At 66.7% G+C, this 22,993-nt stretch carries 17 protein-coding genes; 5 read left to right on the top strand and 12 right to left on the bottom strand.

What is annotated here, in order from left to right:
- Window positions 1-40 precede the first annotated feature (40 nt).
- From H0X90_RS26930 to H0X90_RS26940, 3 genes are read right to left on the bottom strand one after another with little or no spacing between them, the layout of a single operon-like run.
- A complete protein-coding gene (locus tag H0X90_RS26930) occupies window positions 41-1,564 on the bottom strand; it encodes an efflux transporter outer membrane subunit (protein WP_077189335.1) in 1,524 nt (507 codons plus the stop codon).
- Window positions 1,561-4,734 carry an efflux RND transporter permease subunit gene (locus H0X90_RS26935; RefSeq protein WP_060211245.1) on the bottom strand — a complete coding sequence of 1,058 codons (3,174 nt, stop codon included), beginning with the start codon at window positions 4,732-4,734 and terminating at the stop codon, window positions 1,561-1,563. Before H0X90_RS26935 ends, H0X90_RS26930 begins: the two co-directional genes overlap by 4 nt.
- 13 nt (window positions 4,735-4,747) lie before the next feature.
- Entirely contained in the window at window positions 4,748-5,944 is a 1,197-nt protein-coding gene (locus H0X90_RS26940) for an efflux RND transporter periplasmic adaptor subunit (protein WP_059720742.1), read from the bottom strand.
- Window positions 5,945-6,023: 79 nt separating this feature from the next.
- On the opposite strand from H0X90_RS26940, the gene soxR reads away from it, so the two are divergent.
- On the top strand, window positions 6,024-6,503 hold the full coding sequence (gene soxR / locus H0X90_RS26945) for a redox-sensitive transcriptional activator SoxR (protein WP_006485131.1): 480 nt from the start codon (window positions 6,024-6,026) through the stop codon (window positions 6,501-6,503).
- A 24-nt stretch (window positions 6,504-6,527) separates the two neighbouring features.
- Here the strand turns inward: soxR and H0X90_RS26950 are convergent, their stop codons facing one another.
- On the bottom strand, window positions 6,528-7,289 hold the full coding sequence (locus H0X90_RS26950) for an SDR family NAD(P)-dependent oxidoreductase (RefSeq protein ID WP_006496892.1): 762 nt from the start codon (window positions 7,287-7,289) through the stop codon (window positions 6,528-6,530).
- Window positions 7,290-7,397: 108 nt separating this feature from the next.
- Here H0X90_RS26950 and H0X90_RS26955 point away from each other — a divergent pair, with 108 nt between their 5' ends.
- Entirely contained in the window at window positions 7,398-8,309 is a 912-nt protein-coding gene (locus H0X90_RS26955) for a LysR family transcriptional regulator (protein WP_077189334.1), read from the top strand.
- A gap of 13 nt (window positions 8,310-8,322) precedes the next feature.
- On the opposite strand, the gene H0X90_RS26960 is transcribed toward H0X90_RS26955, so the two are convergent.
- Window positions 8,323-8,976, bottom strand: a complete 654-nt coding sequence (locus tag H0X90_RS26960) for a TetR/AcrR family transcriptional regulator (protein ID WP_006496890.1) — start codon at window positions 8,974-8,976, stop codon at window positions 8,323-8,325.
- Window positions 8,977-9,122: 146 nt separating this feature from the next.
- On the opposite strand from H0X90_RS26960, the gene H0X90_RS26965 reads away from it, so the two are divergent.
- Both H0X90_RS26965 and H0X90_RS26970 read left to right on the top strand, forming a co-directional pair.
- A complete protein-coding gene (locus H0X90_RS26965) occupies window positions 9,123-10,415 on the top strand; it encodes an NAD(P)/FAD-dependent oxidoreductase (protein ID WP_077189333.1) in 1,293 nt (430 codons plus the stop codon).
- A gap of 44 nt (window positions 10,416-10,459) precedes the next feature.
- Window positions 10,460-10,849 carry a DUF3331 domain-containing protein gene (locus H0X90_RS26970; protein ID WP_058903269.1) on the top strand — a complete coding sequence of 130 codons (390 nt, stop codon included), beginning with the start codon at window positions 10,460-10,462 and terminating at the stop codon, window positions 10,847-10,849.
- 3 nt (window positions 10,850-10,852) lie between these two features.
- On the opposite strand, the gene H0X90_RS26975 is transcribed toward H0X90_RS26970, so the two are convergent.
- Window positions 10,853-12,181: a dicarboxylate/amino acid:cation symporter gene (locus H0X90_RS26975; RefSeq protein ID WP_077189332.1), complete on the bottom strand. Its 1,329-nt coding sequence runs from the start codon at window positions 12,179-12,181 to the stop codon at window positions 10,853-10,855.
- A 180-nt stretch (window positions 12,182-12,361) separates the two neighbouring features.
- Complete coding sequence (ggt, locus tag H0X90_RS26980; protein ID WP_006496886.1) at window positions 12,362-14,113, bottom strand: gamma-glutamyltransferase; 1,752 nt, start codon at window positions 14,111-14,113, stop codon at window positions 12,362-12,364.
- Window positions 14,114-14,487: 374 nt separating this feature from the next.
- Here ggt and H0X90_RS26985 point away from each other — a divergent pair, with 374 nt between their 5' ends.
- Entirely contained in the window at window positions 14,488-15,366 is an 879-nt protein-coding gene (locus H0X90_RS26985) for a MurR/RpiR family transcriptional regulator (RefSeq protein ID WP_006484428.1), read from the top strand.
- Window positions 15,367-15,486: 120 nt separating this feature from the next.
- Here H0X90_RS26985 and tssJ read toward each other — a convergent pair whose 3' ends face one another.
- The 5 genes from tssJ to H0X90_RS27010 are packed head-to-tail and all read right to left on the bottom strand — an operon-like array spanning window position 15,487 to window position 22,972.
- Window positions 15,487-16,044 carry a type VI secretion system lipoprotein TssJ gene (tssJ, locus tag H0X90_RS26990; protein ID WP_227739695.1) on the bottom strand — a complete coding sequence of 186 codons (558 nt, stop codon included), beginning with the start codon at window positions 16,042-16,044 and terminating at the stop codon, window positions 15,487-15,489.
- Window positions 16,014-17,864, bottom strand: a complete 1,851-nt coding sequence (gene tssF, locus H0X90_RS26995; RefSeq protein ID WP_077189330.1) for a type VI secretion system baseplate subunit TssF — start codon at window positions 17,862-17,864, stop codon at window positions 16,014-16,016. Before tssF ends, tssJ begins: the two co-directional genes overlap by 31 nt.
- Window positions 17,861-21,403: an ImcF-related family protein gene (locus H0X90_RS27000; RefSeq protein WP_077189329.1), complete on the bottom strand. Its 3,543-nt coding sequence runs from the start codon at window positions 21,401-21,403 to the stop codon at window positions 17,861-17,863. Before H0X90_RS27000 ends, tssF begins: the two co-directional genes overlap by 4 nt.
- A complete protein-coding gene (locus H0X90_RS27005; RefSeq protein ID WP_227739694.1) occupies window positions 21,369-22,754 on the bottom strand; it encodes a hypothetical protein in 1,386 nt (461 codons plus the stop codon). The genes H0X90_RS27000 and H0X90_RS27005 overlap by 35 nt, the downstream gene beginning before the upstream one ends.
- On the bottom strand, window positions 22,706-22,972 hold the full coding sequence (locus H0X90_RS27010) for a PAAR domain-containing protein (protein WP_077189327.1): 267 nt from the start codon (window positions 22,970-22,972) through the stop codon (window positions 22,706-22,708). Before H0X90_RS27010 ends, H0X90_RS27005 begins: the two co-directional genes overlap by 49 nt.
- Window positions 22,973-22,993: the final 21 nt, after the last annotated feature.

The following is a 22,993-nucleotide window of genomic DNA, read 5'->3' on the forward strand; positions in this document are numbered from 1 at the left end:
GCGGCAGGCTGCATCGCATCGGCCTGCCGCGCCGCCGGCGCTACTGCCCCGACCGCGCGAGCGGACCGGGCGCGCCCTGCCCCGTGCCCGACGGCCAGCCGCCCGCGAGCGCCTTGTACAGCGCGACCGTCGATGCCGCGCTGCGCATCCGCCCGTCGGCCGCGGCGTCCTGCGCCTGCAGCAGCGTCCGCTGCGCGTCCAGCACTTCGTAGTAGTCGATCGCGCCGGCCGAGAACCGGGCCTGCGCGAGCTGCGCGGCGCGCGCGCTGTCGTCGGCCGCGCGCACGAGGTGCGCGGTCTCGTCGCGCGTGCGGGCGACACGCAGCAGCGCGTTCTCGGTTTCCTCCAGCGCGCCGAGCACGGTCTGCCGGTACTGCGCAAGCTGGCCGGCCGCTTCCGCGTCGCTCGCGGCGATCCGTGCGCGCACGCGGCCGACGTCGAGAAACGACCAGTCGATGCCGAGCGCGATCAGGTTCGTGTCGCTGCCCGCGCGAAAGAACCCGTAGCTGCTCGTCGCGCTGCCGAGCAGCCCCGACAGCGTGAAGCGCGGGAACAGGTCGGCGGTCGCGACGCTGACGCGCGCGGTCGCCGCATGCAGCCGCGCCTCGGCGGCCGCGACATCGGGCCGGCGGCGCAGCAGGTCGCCCGGCGTGCCGGGATCGATGTCGGCCGCGAGCGCCGGCAGCAGCACCGGCGTGCCGGTCGACGCGGCCGTCCCCGGCAGGTCGAACCGGCCGATCAGCGCGTCCGGCGTCTGCCCGGTCAGCACCGCGAGCCGATGCTCGTCGACGCCGATCGCGGCTTCGTACACGGCGATCCGCGAGGTCGTCGATTCGTACTGCGCACGCGCGCGCGCCGCATCCAGTTCGGAGCCGCGTCCCGCGCCGACGCGCGCATTGATCAGCGCGAGCGTCTGCTTCTGGTTGTCGGCATTCTCGCGGGCGATCCGCAAGCGCTCCTGCGAGCCGCGCAGATCGACGTACGTGCTCGCGACCTCGCCCGCGATCGCGACGCGCACCGCGCGCACGTCGGCCGCGCTGGCCGACGTTTCCGCGCGCTGCGACTCGATCGAGCGGCGCACCCGGCCGAACAGGTCGAGTTCCCACGCGGCATTGATGCCGACGCTCGACGTCGGCGCATCGCGCTGGCTGCGCGGCGCACCGAACGCCTGGTCCTTGCTCATCAACCGATGGCCGATCTGGCCGCTCGCGGTAATCGTCGGATAGCGGTCGAACGTGGCCTGCGACAGCAGCGCATTCGATGCGTCGTAGCGCGATACGGCGACCTGCAGGTCCTGATTCGCGGCGAGCGCGGCATCGATCAACTGCGTCAGCGTCGGATCGCCGAACCCGCGCCAGAACGTGGCATCGGCGGCAGCCGACGCGTCGGGCGGCGTCTCGGGCGCCGTATCGGCCGGCGCCGCATCGTGCTGCGTCGCCGGGTGGGCGTCGCGCGCGAACCGCGCGGCGGTGGCGGTGTCGGGCCGTTTGAAATCGGGGCCCACCGCGCATGCGGCGAGCGTCACCGACATCGCGAGCGCGGAAAGACGGAACGCGGCGCTCATCGGTTTTCTCCTTCGAGGGTGCCGTGCTGTTCGCTCCAGACGGCCGGCGTGCCGCCCGCGAGCTTGCGGATCGCCACATAGAACACGGGCGTCAGGAACAGCCCGAACAGCGTGACGCCCAGCATCCCGGCGAACACGGTGATGCCGGTGGCCGCCCGCACCTCGCTGCCCGCGCCGCTGCCGATCAGCAGCGGCACCGAGCCCGCGATGAACGCGACCGACGTCATCACGATCGGACGCAGCCGCAGCTTGCACGCCTCGAGCGCGGCTTCGACCACGCCCTTGCCCTGGATCTCGAGTTCGCGCGCGAATTCGACGATCAGGATCGCGTTCTTGCACGCAAGCCCCATCAGCACGACCAGGCCGACCTGCACGAACACGTTGTTGTCGCCGCCGGACAGCCACACGCCGAACAGCGCCGCGCACATGCACACGGGCACGATCAGGATCACCGCGAGCGGCAGCGTCCAGCTCTCGTACAGCGACGCAAGCACCAGGAACACCAGCATCACCGCGAGCGGGAACACGACGATCGCCGCGTTGCTCTGCGTGACCTGCTGATAGCTGAGGTCGGTCCATTCGAGCGTGATGCCCGGCGGCAGCACCTCCTTCGCGATCTGCTGCAGCTTCGCGATCGCCTGCGACGACGACATCATCTTCGGATCGGCGTCGCCGATCAGGTCGGCGGCCGGATAGCCGTTGTAGCGGACCACCGGGTCGGGGCCGTACGCGGGCCCGACCGTCACCATCGAGCCGATCGGCACCATCTCGCCCTTCGCGTTGCGTGTGCGCAGGTTCGCGATGTCGGCGGCCGTCTGCCGGTGGCCGGCGTCCGCCTGCGCCATCACGCGATACACGCGGCCGAACACGTTGAAGTCGTTCACGTACATCGAGCCGAGATACACCTGCAACGTATTGAACAGATCGGTCAGCGCGACGCCCTGCGCCTTCGCCTTCAGCCGGTCGACCTTCACCTCGAGCTGCGGGATGTTCGCCTGGTACGAGCTGACGGGATAGCTCATCCCCGGCGTCTTCGCGACCGCGGCCTGGAACGCGCCGAGCGCCTTCTGCAATTCGCCGTAGCCGAGCCCGCCGCGATCCTCCAGGTACAGCGAGTAGCCGGAGCCGTTGCCGAGGCCCTGGATCGGCGGCGGCATCAGCGCATAGGTGATGCCGCCGTCGATCGCCGCGAAGCGCGCGTTCAGGTCCGCATTGATCTGCGCGGCGCTGCGGTGACGCTGGTCGAACGGCTTCAGGATCACGTACGAGTTCGTGATGTTCGGCGTGTTCACGCCCTGCAGCGCGTTCAGCCCCGCGAACGCCGGCACCATCTCGACGCCGTCGGTGCCGAGCGCGATCTTCGTCATCTGCTCGGTCACCGCGCTGGTGCGCGCGAGCGATGCGCCTTCCGGCAGCTTCGCGCCCGCGAACAGGTACAGCTTGTCCTGCACCGGGATGAAGCCGCCCGGCACCGCGTTGAACAGCAGCGCGGTGGCCGCGAGCAGCGCCGCATAGACGGCGAACACCACGCCGCGCCGCTTCAGCGTGCGCCCGACGACGCCGTGGTAGCGGTTGGAACTGCGCTCGAAGAAGCGGTTGAACGGATGAAACAGCCAGCCGAATGCGCGATCGAGCCCGCGCGTCAACGCATCCTTCGGCGCGCCGTGCGGACGCAGCAGCTTCGCCGCGAGCGCGGGCGACAGCGTCAGCGAGTTGATCGCGGAGATCACCGTCGAGATCGCGATCGTCACCGCGAACTGCTTGTAGAACTGGCCGGTGACGCCCGACATGAATGCCATCGGCACGAACACCGCGCACAGCACGAGCGCGATCGCGACGATCGGCCCCGACACCTCGCGCATCGCCTGGTGCGCGGCATCGCGCGGGCTCAACCCCTGCGCGATGTTGCGCTCGACGTTCTCGACGACCACGATCGCATCGTCGACGACGATGCCGATCGCGAGCACGAGCCCGAACAGCGTCAGCGTATTGATCGAATAGCCGAGCAGGTAGAGCCACGCGAACGTGCCGACCACCGACACCGGCACCGCGACGAGCGGAATGATCGACGCGCGCCAGGTCTGCAGGAACAGGATCACGACGAGCACGACCAGCACCACGGCCTCGACCAGCGTGTGCTGCACCGCGCGGATCGATTCGCGCACGAACACCGTCGGGTCCCACACGGGGCGGTACGCGACGCCGGGCGGGAAGCGCTTCGACAGCTCGTCGAGCTTCGCGTACACGGCCTTCGCGACGTCCAGCGCATTCGCGCCCGGCGACAGGAAGATGCCGACCACGGCGGAATGCTTGTCGTTGAAATACGAGCGCAGCGTGTAGTCGCCTGCGCCGAGCTCGATGCGCGCGACGTCGGACAGCTTCACCACCTGGCCGTCGTCGCCGTTGCGCAGCACGATGTCGCCGAATTCCTGCACCGTGCGCAGGCGGCCGCGCACGTTGATCGACACGAGGAAGTCGTTTTTCTTCGGCGACGGCTCCGCGCCGAGCTGGCCGGCCGACACCTGCACGTTCTGCTCGCGCACGGCCGCGATCACGTCGCTCGCGGTCAACCCGCGCGACGCGAGCCGGTTCGGGTCGAGCCACAGCCGCATCGCGTAGTCGCCGGAGCCGTACACGCCGACGTCGCCGATGCCGGTGAGCCGCGACAGTTCGTCCTTCACGTGCAGCGTCAGGTAATTGCGCAGGTACAGCGAATCGCGGCTGTTGTCCGGCGAATAGAGGCTCACGTACATCAGCGGCGTGGGCGACTGCTTCTGCGTGGTCACGCCGTACTGCCGCACCTCGTCGGGCAGGCGCGACAGCGCCTGGCTCACGCGGTTCTGCACGCGCACGGCGGCCGTGTCGGGATCGACGCCCTGCAGGAACGTGACGACGACCTGCAGGCTGCCGTCCGACCCGGCGACCGACTTCATGTACATGATGCCTTCGACGCCGTTGATCGCCTCTTCCAGCGGTTCGGCGACCGACTCGGCGATTTCCTTCGGGTTCGCGCCGGGGTACGTGGCACGCACGACGACGCTCGGCGGCACGACTTCCGGATATTCTCCGGCCGGCAGCATCGGAATCGAGATCAGGCCGAGCGCGAAGATGACGATCGACAGCACGACCGCGAAGATCGGCCGGTCGATGAAGAAACGGGAGAAATCCATCGTCTCGCTCCCGTCATTGCGCGGCAGGCGCGCCGGCATCGGCGAGCGCCTGCGTGGCGTTGCCCGCGTCGGCGCGCGCGGGCAGCGCCTTCGGCTTGACCTGCGCGCCCGGATAGTAGATGCGCTGCACGCCGTCGACCACCACGCGGTCGCCCGACTGCAGCCCCTTCTCGACGATCCGCTCGCCGTCGAGCTCGCGGCCGATCGTCACGTCACGGCGCAACGCCTTGTCGCCGGGGCCGATCACGTAGACGTACTTGCGGTCCTGGTCGGTCAGCACGGCCTTGTCGTCGACCAGCAATGCATCCTGGTCGCGGCCGCTGACGAGCTGCACGCGCGCATACAGGCCCGGCGTAAACGTATGGTCCGCATTCGGCAGCCGCACGCGGGCGCGGATCGTGCCGGTTTGCGGATCGAGCCGGTTGTCGAGGAAATCGACGGTGCCCGCATGCGGAAAGCCCGTTTCGTTCGCGAGGCCGACGCGCACCGGATCGGCGCCGATCGCGCGATGCTTCGGATCGGCGCGCCGCGCGTTGTAGCGCAGGTAGCTTTGCTCGTCGCAATCGAAATACACGTAGACGGGGTCCTGCGACACGACGGTCGTCAGCAGCGTGTCGTCCGCGCGTGCGAGGTTGCCGACGGTCGCGACCGCGCGGCCGACACGGCCCGCGATCGGCGCGCGCACTTCGGTGAAGCCGAGATTGAGCTTCGCGTCGGCCACGGCCGCATCGGCCGCCTGCAGATCGGCGCGCGCCTGCTCGGCGGCGGCGCGCGCGTTGTCGAGTTCTTCCTGCGACGTCGCATGCGCATCGATCAGCGTCTGCACGCGCTTGAGCTGCACGTTCGCGAGGCTCGCGGCCGCACGCGCGCGCTGCTGCTGCGCATTCGCACGATCGAGCGCGATCCGGTACGGCCGCGGATCGATCTCGAACAGCAGCGCGCCCTGCGCGACCACATCGCCCTCCTTGTACGCGACGCGCTGCAGATAGCCGCTGACGCGCGGCCGCAGTTCGACCGCGTCGACCGCTTCGACGCGCCCGTTGAATTCGTCCGCGAGGCGGATGGTGCGTGGCGCAACGGTGGCGACGCCGACTTCGGGAAGGGGATGAGCCGACGATGTGCCTTTGCCGTCGTGACAGCCCGACAACGCCAGCAACAGGGCGCAAGCCGCGCCCAAAGGCGACGTCCTGCGTAGGGAAAAGGAGAGCATGATGCCTCGCGACGGGTTAAACTGCCGCGTAGCATAAAAGTTGAAGTTAACTTCAAGTCAAGCTTTCCCGGAGGGCGTCATGGGTATCCAGGAAACCCCGCAATGGCCGCTGATGTCGATCCGCGAAGTGGCCGCGCGCAGCGGCGTGCCGGCGTCGACGCTGCGTTTCTACGAGACGCGCGGGTTGATCAAGTCGCACCGCAACGGCTCGAGCCATCGCCACTATTCGCGCGCGGTGCTGCGGCTGATCGCGTTCATCGTGTTCGCGCAGAAGATCGGCTATTCGCTCGACGAAATCGCCGAGCAGCTCGTCAGCCTGCCCGAGGACACCGCGCCGAGCAACAAGGACTGGCAGCGGCTGTCGCGCGGCTGGAAGCAGCGCGTCGCGAGCCGGATCGAGGAGCTGCAGCGACTCTACATCAACCTCGACGAATGCATCGGCTGCGGCTGCCTGTCGCTGAAACGCTGCAAGCTGACCAACCCGGAAGACCGCGCGGGCCGCAACGGGCCCGGCGCGCGGCGCTGGCTCGGCGACAAGCCGCCGACCGATTGCGAATGACCCGCCGGCCGGGCACGCGCTGCATCACCCGACGCGCCAGCCGCCGTTCACCGCGATCGTCGCGCCCGTGACGAACGACGCGCGCGGCCCGGCGAGCCACGCGACCGCGTCCGCGATGTCGTCCGGCTGCCCCGCGCGGCCGACCGGCGTTTGCTCGCGGATCGTCGCCGCGATGGCCGGCGCGACCCCGCCGTCGCCGAAGAAACGCGTATCCGCGATATAGCCGGGCGCGACCGTATTGACCGTCGCGCCGCGCGGCCCGAGTTCGCGTGCCAGCGCGACGGTGAAGCCTTCGACGCCGGCCTTCGCGGCCGCATACGCAAGGCCGCCCGGCAACAGGCTGCCGGCGCGCGCCGCGATCGAGCCGATGTTGACGATGCGCGCCGCGTGCTCGGCCAGGTGCGGCAGCACGGCCATCGTCGTCAGGAACAGGCTTTTCAGGTTCGCGTCGAGCACCGCGTCCCAGACGGACTCGGCCTCGGCCGCTTCGGTATCCGCGCCGACGCGCCCGGTCAGCCCCGCGTTGTTGACCAGTACGTCGATGCGCGGCCAGCGCGCGACGATCGCAGCGACCGCCGCTTCCGCTTCGCGCCGCACGCCGAGGTCGCCGGCCTGCCCGATCGCCGCGCCGCCGAGACGCGCGACGGCCGCCGCCAGCCGCGCCCCGTCGCGCCCGACGATCGCGACGCGATACCCGTCCTGCACCAGCCGGTGCGCGATCGCGAAGCCGATCCCGCTCGACCCGCCCGTGACGATCGCCGTTCGCTGCTGTTGGTTGCCCGTCATGACCTGCCCTCCCGAATCTCGATGGTGAATGACAACCCCATTCTCGGTAACGCAGGGTGATAGGTAAAATACGAATTCGATGATCTACTGATACATGGAAGGTATCGCATGATCGATCTGCGCCAATTCCGGCAATTCATCGCGGTCGCCGAAACGCTCAGTTTCCGGCGCGCGGCCGAGCGGCTGCACATGGCCCAGCCGCCGCTCAGCGCGGCGATCCGCAAGCTCGAGGACGAAGTGGGCGTCGCGTTGCTCGAACGCGACAACCGCGGCTCGCGGCTCACGCCGGCCGGCGAAGCCTTCCTGCTCGAAGCACGGCGCACGCTCGAACAGGCCGAGCGCGCGGTGGCCGTGGCGCGCCGCGCGGGCGCCGGCCTCGGCGGCACGCTGCGGCTGCGCTTCGTCGACAGCACCGTCAACGCGCTGTTGCCGCTGATCCTGCGGGCATTCCAGGAACGGCATCCGAACGTCGATTTCCAGCTCGAGGAAGGCACGACCGCCGAGCAGGTGCTCGCGCTGCGTCAGGACCGCACCGACGCCGGCCTCGTCGTGCTGCCGGTGGCCGATGCCGGCGACGTGCACGTCGAGCCGCTGCTGCGCGACCGGATGGTCGCCGCGCTGCCCGACGGCCACCGGCTCGCGCGCCGCCGCCGCGTCGCGCTGGCCGAGCTGGCGGACGAACCGTGGGTCATGTTCGCCGCGCACCACGGGCCCGGCATGCATGCGCTGATCGTGACGGCGTGCGCGCAGGCGGGCTTCGCGCCGCGCGTCGTCCAGCAGCCGCGCCAGATGCAGACGACGGCCGGGCTCGTCGCGGGCGGCATCGGCGTCGCGCTGATGCCGCGCCTGTTCGTGCCGATGCAGCCGCAAGGCATTACGTTCTGCGAACTGAAGGATGCGGGCAGCCCGCTCGCATACGAACTGGCGCTCGCGTATCGCACGCCGTCGCCGCTCGTCGACGCGTTGCGCGAAAGCGCGCGCAACGCGGTGCGCGAACTCGGGCTGGTCGCCGCGACGTGACCGCGCGCGGCGCTCAGTCGCCGATGAGGTTGAACGCGACGCCGAGCACGGCCTGCCGGAACGCCTCCGGCCGCGTCGGCAACGACGTGAACTCCAGCATCATGTGGCTGTACGACACCGTCGTGCCGATCGCGCTCGCGATCATGAAGAACAGCACGTTCGGATCGACCGGACGGATCGTGCCGGCCTCGACCGCGTCCGCCAGCAGCGGAAACATCGCGTCGTGATACGGGCGCACGATCCGCTCCTGCAGCCGGTCGAGCCTCCCGCCCTCCTCGGTCGCCGCGGTCGAGAAGAACATGCCGATATCCGGCTCCGCGAATTCGTGATCGACGCACAGCTCGAGCGCGCGCCGCACGCGGTCGCGATGCGGCAGCGGCGACGTGCGCAACGCACGCAGCGCGTCGAACATCGGTTCGGCCAGCTCGACGATCTGCTCGACGACGGCCAGCCACAACGTTTCCTTCGTACCGAAGTGATGGGCGATCAACGCCGCATCGATGCCCAGCTCGCGCGCGACTTCGCGCACGCTCGTCGCGTCGTAGCCGCGCTTCGCGAACGTGCGGCGCGCGGCCCGCAATATCACGTCCGGGCCGACGGACGCATCCGCCAGCGGCCGTCCGCGCGTACGCCGCTTCGACGGTGCGCGCTCAGTGACTTCTGCCACGTTTTTCCTGCTCCTTGAACGATTCGAATGCCCGTGCTCGGTCCCCGGTTTCACGTACCGGAAGCGGGCGGCCTGCCCCGCTCCGTTGACACGCGGAGCCGGGAAGCGCTAGGATCATACCTTATTCATCACGTGATGATTTATCCATGACAACCCCTACACGCATCGTCATCGTCGGCGGCGGGATCGCCGGGCTGCAGCTCGCGACCCGCCTGGGCGAGCGTCTCGGCCGCTCCGGGCGGGCGCAGATCACGGTCGTCGATCGCAGTCCGACGCACATCTGGAAGCCGATGCTGCACACGATCGCGGCCGGCACGCGCGACGTCCAGCAGCAGCAGGTGATCTTCCTCGCCCATGCCCGCGACCACGACTACACGTACCAGCCCGGCGAACTGAAGGGGCTCGATCGCGCACGCCGCCGCGTGCAGCTCGGCGAGATCCGCTCGCAGGACGGCGACGTCGTGATCGACGCACGCGAACTCGAATACGACGTGCTGATCCTCGCGCTCGGCAGCCAGGCCAACGATTTCGGCGTGCCCGGCGTGCGCGAGCACTGCTACTTCATCGACAGCCAGCAGCAGGCCGAGACCTTCAACGAAGCGTTGCGGATGCGCGTGTTCCGCAGCATCGCGCGCGACGAGCCGTTTCGCGTCGCGATCGTCGGCGCGGGGGCGACGGGCGTGGAACTCGCGGCGGAGTTGAGCCGCTTGCTGGAAGTCGCGCAGGCCTATGGCGACGACACGGTGCGCGAGCGACTGCAACTCACGCTGCTCGAAAGCGGCCCGCGCATCCTCAACGCGTTTCCGCCGAGGATTTCCGCGTCGGCCCAGCGGCGGCTCGAACAGATCGGTTTTCGCGTACTCACGTCGACGCGCGTCACGTCCGCCGACGCGAACGGTTTCCACTACGGCGACGGTTCGTTCGCCGAAGCGGACCTGATGGTATGGGCGGCCGGCGTGAAGGCGCCCGATTTCATGCAGGCGCTGGGCGGGCTCGACACGAACCGCGCGAACCAGATCGTCGTCGGCCCCACGCTGCAGGCGACCGGCGACGAGCGCGTGTTCGCGATCGGCGATTGCGGCAGCCTGCTGCCCGACGGCCACGAACGGCCGCTGCCGCCGACCGCGCAGGTCGCGACGCAGCAGGCCGAGCATCTCGCGAAGCATCTGCCCGCGTGGCTCGACGGCACGCCGATTCCGCCGTTCGCGTTCCACGATTTCGGCGCGCTGGTGTCGATCAGCGACTACGACGCGTTCGGCACGCTCGGGCAGTTCGGATTCTTCCGCGGCGGCTTCATCCAGGGCCGCTTCGCGCAGTTCAGCCACCTGATGCTCTACCGGCGGCACCAGCAGGCGCTGCACGGTTTCTCCAAGGCGACCCTGCTGTGGATCGCCGAACGGATCAACGGCTGGGTGCAGCCGCGCATCCGCCTGTCGTGATGCCGCGTGTCGCGGCACCGCGCAACGTTTCGAGGAACAGAGACATGAACAATCGTGTAGCGCCCTGGCTCATGACCGTCGCCGCAATCGGCAGCTTCGACATGCCGTCCGTTTCGTGGAGCGGGCCGCGACGGCGCAGCGTCACGCGTGACCGGCTGCCGTCGTGGGACGCGACGAGCAAGCCGACCATCAGCGTGCTCGAACGGCCCACGGCCGACACCGTGATGATTTCGTGGTGTGATGCATGCACCGGGCACTACGGCTACCAGAAGTGGCGCCTGTTCACGACGCGCAAGCGCGGCGTGTGCGCGCTGTCGGGGCGCGCGATCGAGATCGGCGACAGCGTCTATGCGCCGCAACTGCTCGGCTCGACGCCGGGCAACGCCGCCGCGATGGTGCTCGCGGCGTGCATCGATGAGGCGCTCGCGGCCTGACCGTCAGGTCGACGTGGCCTGACCGGCGCCATAGGCCGGGTCGCCGTTCTGCCGTTCGAGTTCGGCATCGAGATGCGCGGCATGCGCGTGCGCTTCGGACTCCGACATCAGCTCGCCTTCCCACTTCGCGACCACCGCGCTGGCGATCGAGTTGCCCACCGCATTGGTGGCCGAGCGGCCCATGTCGAGGAACGTGTCGACACCGAGAATCAGCAGCAGCCCGGCTTCCGGGATGTTGAACTGGTGCAGCGTCGCCGCGATCACGACGAGCGACGCGCGCGGCACGCCGGCCATCCCCTTCGACGTCAGCATCAGGATCAGCAGCATCGTGACCTGCGTGCCGAGCGACAGGTGGATGTCGTACGCCTGCGCGATGAACAGCGTCGCGAACGTGCAGTACATCATCGAGCCGTCGAGGTTGAACGAATAGCCCATCGGCATCACGAAGCTCGAGATCTTGCGGCGCACGCCGAACCGGTCGAGCGCGTCGAGGATCTTCGGATACGCGGCTTCCGAGCTCGCGGTCGCGAACGACAGCATGAACGCTTCCTTGATCAGCACGAGCAGCTTGAACACGCGGCGACCGAGGAACAGCAGCCCGGCCGTGACGAGCGTGGCCCACAGCAGCACGAGGCTCGCGTAGAAGTCGCCCATGAACACCGCGAACTTCAGCAGGATCGACAACCCGTTGATCGCGACGGTCGACGCCATCGCGGCCATCACCGCGAGCGGCGCGAGCTTCATCACGTAGCCGGTGATCTTCAGCATCACGTGCGCGAGCTGGTCGATCGCGGCGACCAGGATCTTGCCGCGCTCGCCGAGTGCGGCGAGCGCGACGCCGAAGAACATCGAGAACACGACGATCTGCAGGATCTCATTGTTCGCCATCGCCTCGGCAATCGACTTCGGCACCATGTGGCCGACGAAATCCTTCAGCGTGAACTTGGACGTCGCGAGATGCGCGGACGCGCCGATGTCCGGCAGCGGCAGCCCGAGGTTCTCGCCGGGTCGCAGCAGGTTCGCCATCAGCAGCCCCAGCAGCAACGAGATCAGCGACGCGGTGACGAACCAGCCGAGCGCCTTCACGAACACGCGCCCGACCGACGACGCATCGCCCATGTGCGCGATGCCGACGACGAGCGTCGAGAACACCAGCGGGCCGATCACCATCTTGATCAGCCGCAGGAACACGTCGGACACGAGCGAGATGTAGCCGGCGATTTCCGCGGCCGATTGCTTGTCGGGAAGCTGCGTGTAGATCAGGTAGCCGACCAGGATGCCGGCTGCCATCGCGAGCAGGATCCACCCTGCTGCAGACATTCGTTTGTTCATGACGGGATTCGCCGCATGGCGATGGAGTTGACGGAAGAAAGCTGCGCGCGCCGTGCCTCGGTGCGCACCGGGCGCGCCGCTGCGGCTGCCGGATGCCCGCTGACGGACACGCTTGCCGCCGCACCGGCATTCGCGGCAACGCGAACGCCGGCGGCAGCGATTCAACTTGAAGCGATCGCGTCAGTAGCCGATCGCCGAGCCGGCCGGACGGCGCGGGTCGTTGTAGCCGTAGATGAAGCCGACGCGCACGTTGCCGGACACCGACGAATCGTTCCCGGAACTCTGGCGGCTCGCCGCTTCGGTGCCCGGCAGGCCGACCATGATCAGCTCGGCGGCGCCCCACGGCGTCTGCTCGACCATCTTGTAGCCCATGTTGCGCAGGATCGCGAGCGTGTCCGGCGACAGGCCGTAGGTTTCGTAATAGACCGCGTCGGGCAGCCACTGGTGATGGATGCGCGGCGCGGCGACCGCGTCCTGCGGCGTCATCCCGTAGTCGATCACGTTCAGCACGGTCTGCAGCGTGATCGTGATGATGCGCGAGCCGCCGGGCGAACCGACCACCATGAACACCTTGCCGTCCTTCTTCACGATGGTCGGCGCCATCGACGACAGCGGACGCTTGCCCGGCGCGATCGAGTTGCGCGTGCCCTGCACGAGGCCGAACAGGTTCTGCGCGCCGACCTTCACGGTGAAGTCGTCCATCTCGTCGTTCAGGAAGAAGCCCGTGCCCGGCGCGATGACCACGGCGCCGAAGCGGCCGTTGACCGTGTAGGTCGTCGACACCGCATTGCCGTCGTGGTCGACGATCGAGTAATGCGTCGTTTCCGGCTTCTCGTGCACGCCGACACCGGGCTGCACGTCGACCGACGGCGTCGCCGTATCGGCATGGATGCTCTTGCGGATCTGCGCCGCGTACTCCTTGCTCGTCAGCTTCGCGATCGGGTTGTCGATGAAGTCCGGATCGCCGAGCAGCGTGTTGCGATCTTCGTACGCATGGCGCATCGCCTCGGTCATGTAGTGCACCGCCGCGGCCGAGTGGTAGCCGAGCTTGCGCAGGTCATATCCTTCGAGGATGTTCAGCGTCTCGCACATCGTCACGCCGCCCGAGCTCGGCGGCGGCGCCGACACGAACTCGTAGCCGCGATACGTGCATGTCAGCGGCGCCATGTCCTGCGCGCGATAGGACGCGAAATCGGCCGCCGTGATCACGCCGCCGCCGCGCTTGGCCGCCGCTTCCACGATCTTCGGGATCTCGCCGTGATAGAACGCGTCGGGCCCCTGCTCCGCGATGCGCTCGAGCGTGCGCGCCAGATCCTTCTGCACCAGGCGATCGCCCGGCTGCAGCGCCGTGCCGTCCGGGCGCAGGAAGATGCGCGCGGCTTCCGGATCCTTCCTGAAGCGCTCGACCGTCGTGTCGAGGATGTCGGTATCGCCGCGCGTCAGCACGAAGCCGTCGCGCGCGAGCCGGATCGCCGGCGCCATCACCTGCCGGCGCGTCAGCTTCCCGTATTTGCGCTGCGCGAGATCGAGGCCGGCCACCGTGCCCGGCACGCCGACCGCACGGTAGCCGTACAGGCTCTGGTCCGGAATCACGTTGCCCGCCGCATCGAGATACATGTTCGCGGACGCCGCGGCCGGCGCGGTCTCGCGGAAATTGATGAAGCGGTCGCGACCGTCGGCCAGGTGGATCGTCATGAAGCCGCCGCCGCCGATGTTGCCGCAGCACGAGTTGGTCACGGCCTGCGCATAGCCGACGGCCACTGCCGCGTCCACCGCATTGCCGCCTGCCTTCAGGATGTCGACGCCGATCTGCGATGCGAAGTGCTGCGACGACACGACCATGCCGTTCTTCGCTTCGACCGCCGGGTCCGACGCGGCGAACGCGCACACGCTCATCGCCGACAACAGGGTGAGTACTACGAGCCGCCTCATGACGGAATCCTCCAGACGAATAAACCGGGCCATGCCGGGATGCGTCGACCGCGCAATTGGTTGGTCGACGCTGCCGATTCGACGTGTAATAAACGATACATTTCAATGAGGCCGCGATCATATCATTCGCTTTTTTGTACCATAACCTAGGGTAATCACTGAATTTAAAGCGAAACATCCGAGATACATCGGGTGAAGTATGTTTGATTTATTACATATATGAACATATCGTCTGGGCAGGTGATGCGTCCCTCTAATTTGAAACCGCACGCGGCCTGCCGCCCCTCGATCGGCTAACATGCGTGCAGTTGCCGGCAGACGCCCGTCTGCCGTTTCATTGGGTCATTCAATTCAGATAGAGAGCCGGAGTGCCGATGGGGACGAGCATCAGGGCGTTGCTGTTATCCCAAATGGATAGCTTCACGCCGTCGGAACAGAAGGTCGCGCAGGCGTTGCTGGATCGCTATCCCAGTCTGGGGCTGGGCCCCATCGCGCAGGTTGCGAAGCAGGCGGAAGTCAGCGACCCGACCGTGTTCCGCTTCGTCGTCCGGATCGGTTTTCCGAACTACTCGTCGTTCCAGCAGGCGCTGCACGACGAGATCGACACCGCGATGAATTCGCCGCTCGCGCGGATGGATGCGTTCCACTCGGAAACGGGCATGCGCGACAGTCACGCGGCGATTTTCCAGCGGCTGTCCGAATCGCTCGCGACGACGATCGACGGGCTCGACGCGGCCGCCTTCGACGCAGCCGTGGCGGTGCTGGCCGATCCGGACGTGCGCGTCTTCTGCGGCGGCGGACGCTATACGGCGCCGCTCGCGTCGCTGTTCTCGTTCACGCTGGCCTATGCGCGGCCGCACGTGCAGTACGTCGAGCCGAACGTGAATCTCGCGTCCGTCGCGCTGGCCGACATGGGGCGCAACGACGTACTCGTGATCTTCGATTTTCGCCGTTACCAGAAGGACAGCATCCGCTTCGCGCAGGCCGCGCACCAACTCGGCGCGCGAATCCTGCTGATCACCGACGAATGGCGCTCGCCGATCGGCGAGTTCGCGGAGATCGTGCTGCGCATCCAGGGCCGCCCTTTCGCGATGCTGCAGACCAACGTGCCGGCGCTGGCGCTCGCCGAAGCGCTGGTGATCGGTGTGACGAACCGGCTGCCGGAACTCGCGCGGCAGCGGATGGAGAAGATCGAGCAGCTCAATGCGGGCGGGATCGAGTGGGATGTGAGCCGGCGGGATTTGCCGGAGTGATGCGAGCGGCCATTCGGGCTTAGGCGTCAACGCTCGGCCTCGCGGCGTGTGCAATTCGAATCCCGAACTGCAAATACGCACATGTCATGCGTCTTGCCAACCACCATCGCATTCCTTCGTTCAGGGCGCCAGCTCCATCCGGTTGCCCGTCACGACCAACTTGACGGGATCCGTCTTCTTCCACTGCGACTTCGGAATCACCAGTTGCCACTCGGCATCGCGCTGATCCCGAAAGAATCCCGCCACGCCCACAACTTGCGCGTCGGCTGCCGTTGGCGCGGACAGCGTCACCGTGGCGCCCGGCACGAGCGTGGTCTCCATGCTGTCGAGCAGATCGGTCTTCAGTAACGCACGGTGATCATCGAGCAGCGAGACGTAAGCTGCATTCTCGAAGATATGCGCATCCTTCAACTGGTAGACGCGCATTACAACCGGTAGCGATTGCCCCTGCTCGCTCTCGTTGAGTGCGGCGCGGCTTTCGACCACGAGGTTCATCTGCTTGACCTTCGTGACGAAAATCGCGCGTGTCATGCCGGCGGTCGTCTCTTTCATCGATTGCCATATACCGCAGCCAGACAGCAACGCGGCCGTCATCGCAATAGCAGCCGCCAATCGAATGCTTCGCATCATCGGATGTGCTCGCGGCGTCACAGCCAGTCTCCCGTCTTGATCGTGCATGGATAGCGCCGGCTCGGGCCGCCCACGCCTTCATACAGAACGAGCCGCACCGCGAAATGGAAGCACGCATAGCGGCCGACGAAACGGCTGAGTACGTCGCCGAACAGCGCAACGTCACCCGGCCCGGCAAAACCCGACGGCTCGATACCCACGTTCACATTCACGATACGGTCGACACGCGCCCCGACGAATTCCGTTTCCTCATCGAGCCAAACGTGATGAATCGCATCGATGCGTCGCCGGTTATCGTCCTCCCGTGTCCAGTCGTACAACGACAGCGCGCCGCGCAGCACATTCGCATCCATCATGTTCAGCTCGGTTGTGCCGACCCCATTGAAGTGGGAAATCACCCGCCAGTCATAATCGCCGCCGCGCGGCGGATACAGCGGCATCGTCGGGGCCGTCAAATTGTGCACGCGCTCGACACCATTGAAGGTCGAAGCAGGTGTGGTAACCATCGATTCACGCAGCGCCATCCGCGGCAGGCGCCCGTTGTTTGCCAACACCCGGACCGTTACGTGTCCGTCCGGCAAGCTGCCCGGTTCATCCGAAAGATGTCCGCCCAACGTCACGACCATCTCGCGCCGGCCCGTCACGCCCTGCCGAATCGAAGCGTGGTAGTACCGATCCGGCGACTCGTGCCGGATCATCCCGCCGCGGTGCCGGAATGCCTTGATCGACTGATACGGGTATTGCCTTGCGGTACGCGGATCGGTCGCCACGACCGACAGTACATCGTAGGGCTCGACGTACTCGCCTGCGGAGGCCGGGGCGCGCACCGGATAGTCGCGGTCATGCGCATTGGGGCGGATGGCCTGCGCGTCCAGTTCGAGCAGATTGATCACCGGCGTGCAGAACAACCGGATGTTGTCCGCGCCTAACGTGACGTCACCGGGAATCCGGTCTCGAATCACGATCTCGAATTCAAGCCGTGTTTCGCCCGGCGGCACACTGGCCGCGTCTAAACCGCACAAGTCCACGAAGTGGAACTTCTCGGGGAACGCGAAATATTCGAGCATCGTTTGCTCGCAGTCGAGATCGGCGTCGCGTGCATCAGGGTCGGTCGGCCACAGTCGCGCCTGCGCGCCGAAGCCCGCCGCCTCGATCGTCATCGCCGGGCGGGGTTGTAGCTGGCCGTCGAGCAGGCGCGGCATGCGCACGCCGATCGACTCCACCTGGCGCGTGAAAGCCGCGTACAGCGCCGATGCAGTCGGCCGGTCGCCATGCAGGTATAGCCGGATACGCGACAGGTCGTCCAGCAACCGCTGTTCTCGGTGCAGCAGGTCGAACGCGAGCCGGATCACCGTACGGCCGTCCTCACGCATGCGCGCGCCCGCTTCACGCACGTTGAGCGGCAACAGGTGTATCGCCCGCGTGGTTCGATAGACACATATCGTCCCCTCCGGTCCGACCGGTGTCGAACGTACCTGCAACCCCGCCGGCAGCGTATCGAGTATCCGCGCCTCGCCGGAACGCGGCACGCACTCGAGGATGGTCAGCGACGGAATCGTGCGGCCTGTATGCGGCCACAGATGATCGAGCAAAGGATCGGTGATTTCCGGCGCTGCGTCGTCGAGCTTCATCCGCAGCCGGCTCGTGAGAAACGCGAAACCCTCGTAGGTCTGCTCGACACTGTCGTGGCGCGCGCCGGGCATCGTCATCCCCACGCGGCGGGCGCCCTGTGGCTGGGACCTCGCGAACTCCCTCCCCGCCTCGCGCAGGTATCGCATCTCCGCATCGAAATAGCGCAGGTACCGGTCGTCCTCCGCGCCGAAACCGCCGCCGGCGTGCGTCGTCGGATGGGTCTTGTCTTCACTCATGGCTGGAAATCCGGTGGCAGTGGCGGCAGAAGCGGCATCGTCGGCACGGCACCCGCCTTGCCGACAACGAAAATGCGATCCGGCATGCGGAACCCGCGCAGTTTCAGCAAGTCGATCGGCCCGGCTCCGACCCGCGTGCGCAACACGTACGACAGCGGCTCATCGCCCCCCGTGTTCCACGTGAGCCGATAGCGCGTGCCGTCGAGCGGCTTGATCTCCGCCTGGCTCAGCAGACGCAGGAATGCCCAGTCGCCGGTCGCATCAAATGCCTGTCGCAGGCCAGCGTCGAGCGTCTGCCATATCAGCCTCGCGTGCCCGTTCAGGCCGTTGCCGGGCCACGCCAACGGGGTCCAGCGCTCCTGCTGATTGAAATAGACGATCTGCATGCCGTCGACCGACAGTTCCGAGCGCGTCACGTTCGGCGTCGGCAGCGCCATCATGTCGAACTTCTCCCCGGCGTCGGCCTGCGGGTAGAGCTGTGCGCCAACCGTCGACAACTGCCGAACGGCGCTCAGGAATGCCGGGTCGAACCGCAACGCCTGCGGGGCGAGCTCGCTGGGTGCCCAATGGTCGCCTTCGAGTTTCATCACACCGGCCAGTTGCGTCGCAACGAAACGCGAAATCAATCCGGTATCGGGCCGCACGTAGCGGCCAAGCTCGGCGAAGGACGCATCGGCCTGCGTATCGAAGAACGGATAGCGGCCGCTCATCGCCGCGTTGAACGGTGCGGCAACACCGGCTCGCCACGCGTCATTCAGGCTCGCTGCCGCCGGTTGCAGGATCGTCTGCCATGCGGCTTCGAGCGGTTGCGCAAACCCCGTATCGCCGAAACCCGCCCACGCCGTACCCAGGCTCGCGGCCGTGAGCGCCGCGTCGTTGCGCGCCTGCGACAATTCCGACAACTTGCCTTGAAATACTGCCTGGGCGAGCGAGCGCGCCATGACCTGAGCGTCCGGACTGCTCGCGATCTGTTGCAGCTTCAGCCGCATCGTCGTGACGGCCGTCAGGTAGCGCGACAAGCTGACACCACTTAGCGCGATGTCGGCCGGCGTGGCGCGCTTTCCGTTTTCCCCGGCAGACGACGCGCCCGTGTCGCCCATCAGCACCAGCAGCGGGCCAAACGCCTTGTCGAGCGGGTTGACGACGGTCGTCCCCACCTCGTCGTCAGCCCCGATCAGGTTCTGCGCCTTTCTCACCAGGGTGTCGGCCAGCGCCTGCGATGGCCGCCCCGCTAACGCCTGATACTGTACGGATTTCATCAGCGCGATCAACGGTGACGTCTGAGCGTCCGCCAGTCGGGAAAGCTGTTCGATCGCACCGCTGAGACTGGACGCCGGTTGCCACTGCATACTGTTGAGCATGCGCTGCCATGCCGCCGTGTACTCGCCAAAATACCGGGCCGTCAATCGCTGCTTCAGTTCCTGGGCTGCACGTTTCTCATTGTCGATCGCCGTGGTTTGGGTCATGCCTGGCGAGAGCGTATTGCCGACCCTGTGCGATCCCTGCGGACCGGACAGCACCCAGTCACTGCTGATCCGGCGTTCATGTGACGCCTTGTCGATTGCCGCGGCGACCATGCCGTCCCACGCGGCACGGGTATAGATCCCCGGGACAGTCCGCGACGCTGCGAACATCCCGCGCGCATCGGCGCCGCTCAGGAGCGTTTCGAGCGACGCGTCGGCGTATTTGTTTTTGACCTCGTCGAGAATGCGCTGGTACACCGTGTCGTCAGCCGATGCGAGTCCCATCTGCGTGACCAGCATGTTGCGGGTCGAAGTCACGATGCGGTCGTCAGTCGCGATCCGCCATTCGGGATGTGCTTTCAGGTGATCAGCGTAGAAGCCTGCAAGCCGCCTGCCAGTATCGTCACGCTCGCCGAGCGGCATCTCGACCGGCCGCACCCACAGGGTGACGAGCGCGCGCCTCAGGAATGCGGGCTCGGCAAGCGAGGGCTCGCCGAGCATCAGATAAGTCTTGAGCGCGTTGTAGGTACTACCTCGCGTGTCCTGAGATTGCAGGCTATCGGCGCGCGCCTGATCTGCTGCCTTCAACAGTTCGTCGATCGTTTGTACGACAGGCGCCTGCAAGTTGCGGGTCGCAGCGATTCGGTACGGTTGCCAGAGACCGGCGAGGATATCGTCATTGCGGGACAGCCCCGCCCGCAGGTACCACGGTGCGCCATGCTGCTGCCGGTATTCGAGCCTTTCCATCAACTGTTGTAGCGCCAGTTGCGCGCGCCACGCGGCAGCGGTCTGCGGCCGCGCATCGACCGCTGCGCGCGCTGCCGCCTTCGCTTCGCGCATGAGTTGCTGGTTGCCGACGAACGATGCGGTCATCCATGCGCACGACGCTATCGCCGCAACGGTCACGCCCATTGCCAGCGCATCCGGCCAGTAGAATCCCGCCCGCCGGCCATTGCGTCGCCGGCTGGCGATTGCGCGCCACGTGGGCAGCAGTGCAGCGGGTTGCGGCGGGAACTCGATCGACATGTTCGTCACCGATGCGCTCTGGTCCGCAGCGATCGGCACCGGCGTCGGCGTCGCCGCTGTCGCCTTAAATACCGGAGCGAACATCACGCCTGCTAGCGGCGCGCGCACCCATTGCGATGCCAGGAGCGCTTGCCAGCCGGTAACGATGGGTTCGAGCTGTGTCCCGATGTATTGCGAGATTTCGGCTAGATAGCTGATCCGCGTGGGCGCTGTACATTGCCGCACGCACGCGTCCGCCGTATCACGCTCGATCGCGGCAAGCTGATCGCGCAAGACCACCGCCAGTTGCTCCCCCTTGTACACCGCCCCCGGAAACGCACCGATTGCCTCGAACATTTCGGAGCGATCGCCCTGCGCCGGCACGGTGTGCAGCAACGTGACAGGCGCGACCCAGCCGATGTCGGCGGCCAGCGCGGCAAGTACGCGCGGCGATTCGATATCGCGCTCGTCCACGTGCGTGACGTGCACAACACCGTCGACGGGCCGTTTGCTCCGCAGCTTACGAAGCTGCCGGCGCCATACCCCCGCGTCGATGCCATCCGGTGCCCCGTGTACCAGGATCGCATTGCCGACCGGCATCACGCCCGCGCGCTTCAAACCGGGCGCGACCTGATCGACCAACGTGTCCGCACCGCTCACCATCAGCCACGGTGATCGGTATCGCCAGAACCGGCCCTGCGATATCCGTAGTTCCTCGACCAGGCGTTGCAGACGGGCGTCGCGTTTCAGCGGCTTCTGCGCGTTCGTCGCGTCGCCGATATCCCGGCGAAACATCCGCCCGGCGATCCCGTATGCACCGATAAAAAACAGGCAGAGATGTATGGCAACGAAGACGATCAGTGCAACGACGATGACGACCACCACCTGCATCCGCGCCCCGCCGGGCGCGAGATCGAACAAGTCGCCGCGCACCCATACAAGGCCGATCACGAAAGCCGCGACGATCAGTGCCGCAACCACCACGCCCCAGAGCGCAACGCGTCCGGAGGGCTGAGCATCTGCAGCGCGTGCCGAGTCAAGCGATCGCAAAGTCAGTTTCGGATCGGTCATGCTGAGTGTGTCCAGGCAACGAAGTTTCCTTCCCGGGGATACCGGGAAGCACATGGAGGATGGCGGACTGCACGCCATCGACGATCAGTTGCGGCGCGTCGACAGCACCGCATTCGATAGCGGCTGCGATGGAGAGCCAGCCGCTGGCATTACCAAAATCCCCCGCGATGTAGGTGAGGTCGTATTGCGCGTCGCTATTCGCAAGCGTCGCCAGGTTCGCGATGCGCAATCCCTGGTTGCAACGCTCGACGGCACGCGTGGTCCAGGCACGCGTCACGGCATCGGAATCGGTATTGCCCCAGATCACGGCATTCGCGAAACCGTATTCGATCTCGTCCGGCTTGCCCTCGACAGGACGATGCAGGGACGCCATCACGGGCACCCCTTCCGGTAGACGGTAGACGCCGGCATCGAGCAGCACCGCGACACATCCCTCCGTACTGCCGGTAGGAGGCCATTCTTCATGCCATGCCGTTGCGATTACGAGCAGTGGGCATGCGTCGCGGGTTTCGAGCCATGCGTCCGCGATCAGTAACCCGTGCGAAGCCGGTACGGCTGATACCGCAAGCGGCGGCAAACCGGCCAATTGCAACGCGTCGTGCACTTCCTGCTCGCGCAAAGCTTCTTCGCCGGGTTCGGCCAGTACGCGAACCTTCGGCCAGTGGGTGGCTTCGTAGTGCGTCAGCGCGTGCAGGCTCGCTGCGATTGGTTCGAGCGCTTCGGCGATCCTGAACGCCAACTGAGTAAGGGGTCGCTTTGGCGGTGCATCTGCTGCGGCATCGGCTTCACTGTCGCCGGCCAGATCGATCTCGTCGATGTCGCCGGCCTCGTCGGATCTCTCCGGCGGGTCATCAAAGCGACAATGCACGACGACTCCCGCGCCATAGCGAGGTTGTTGCGATCGCGGCAGACGCGCGCCGGCACGGATCGCCTGGGCAAGCGTCTGGCCGTTCAAAGGCAAGCAATAACCCACGCCAAGCACTCGAAGCGGTTGCTGCGCGACACGGATTCGCTCCGCCAGCCATCGATCGCGATGGAGATTCCGGTGGTATGCGCGGTACCACATGGCCTCATAGCATGCGCGTTCGATCGCGAACAGAAGGCCGAATAGCCCGTTCGGGATACCGACGATGCAGAACCAGAACCAGGGGCTGCCCGCCCGTTCACCCTTGGGCCAGGTCAGCAGGGCAATCGCTGCTCCGGAAACCGCGCAGGCTAGCCAAATGCAGAACCACCATGGCCACAAGCGTGGATGGCTCGGATAGGCGCTCGGGCGCCCCGCCTGGGAAAGGTCGACAGGCATTATTCGAAGTGGACGTTCGGTAACGACGAGATCAATCGACAACCACATGCGCAGCGATGGCCGTCCAGCGCGAATGGCTTGTTGTCGCGATCGGGAAACTTGTCGGCGCCTTCGTCGATGACGGTCTGGCCATGCTGCTCGCAGAATGCCTCGTCGCCCTTGCGGGCAAGCGGTTTGCCCATGAATGTTGTCCATGGTGAGCCATTGGTGACCTCGCCGCCGTGTTCTAGTTTGTCGCCTTTGCGGATGGGAGATTTTTTATTCATGCAGCCAGCCCCAATTAAGTC

The organism is Burkholderia sp. 9775_39 (assembly GCF_015712225.1).
In the GTDB taxonomy this organism is placed as follows: Bacteria; Pseudomonadota; Gammaproteobacteria; order Burkholderiales; family Burkholderiaceae; genus Burkholderia; species Burkholderia cenocepacia.

Coding starts and splice junctions, on each gene's coding strand:
- H0X90_RS26950 (WP_006496892.1), bottom strand. CDS start 7,289: ATGACGGGCAACCAACAGCAGCGAACGGCGATCGTCACGGGCGGGTCG.
- H0X90_RS26955 (WP_077189334.1), top strand. CDS start 7,398: ATGATCGATCTGCGCCAATTCCGGCAATTCATCGCGGTCGCCGAAACG.
- H0X90_RS27010 (WP_077189327.1), bottom strand. CDS start 22,972: ATGAATAAAAAATCTCCCATCCGCAAAGGCGACAAACTAGAACACGGC.
- H0X90_RS26965 (WP_077189333.1), top strand. CDS start 9,123: ATGACAACCCCTACACGCATCGTCATCGTCGGCGGCGGGATCGCCGGG.
- H0X90_RS26970 (WP_058903269.1), top strand. CDS start 10,460: ATGAACAATCGTGTAGCGCCCTGGCTCATGACCGTCGCCGCAATCGGC.
- H0X90_RS26940 (WP_059720742.1), bottom strand. CDS start 5,944: ATGCTCTCCTTTTCCCTACGCAGGACGTCGCCTTTGGGCGCGGCTTGC.
- soxR (WP_006485131.1), top strand. CDS start 6,024: ATGGGTATCCAGGAAACCCCGCAATGGCCGCTGATGTCGATCCGCGAA.
- tssF (WP_077189330.1), bottom strand. CDS start 17,864: ATGAGTGAAGACAAGACCCATCCGACGACGCACGCCGGCGGCGGTTTC.
- H0X90_RS27005 (WP_227739694.1), bottom strand. CDS start 22,754: ATGTGGTTGTCGATTGATCTCGTCGTTACCGAACGTCCACTTCGAATA.
- ggt (WP_006496886.1), bottom strand. CDS start 14,113: ATGAGGCGGCTCGTAGTACTCACCCTGTTGTCGGCGATGAGCGTGTGC.
- H0X90_RS27000 (WP_077189329.1), bottom strand. CDS start 21,403: ATGACCGATCCGAAACTGACTTTGCGATCGCTTGACTCGGCACGCGCT.
- H0X90_RS26975 (WP_077189332.1), bottom strand. CDS start 12,181: ATGAACAAACGAATGTCTGCAGCAGGGTGGATCCTGCTCGCGATGGCA.
- tssJ (WP_227739695.1), bottom strand. CDS start 16,044: ATGCACGATCAAGACGGGAGACTGGCTGTGACGCCGCGAGCACATCCG.
- H0X90_RS26985 (WP_006484428.1), top strand. CDS start 14,488: ATGGGGACGAGCATCAGGGCGTTGCTGTTATCCCAAATGGATAGCTTC.
- H0X90_RS26935 (WP_060211245.1), bottom strand. CDS start 4,734: ATGGATTTCTCCCGTTTCTTCATCGACCGGCCGATCTTCGCGGTCGTG.
- H0X90_RS26930 (WP_077189335.1), bottom strand. CDS start 1,564: ATGAGCGCCGCGTTCCGTCTTTCCGCGCTCGCGATGTCGGTGACGCTC.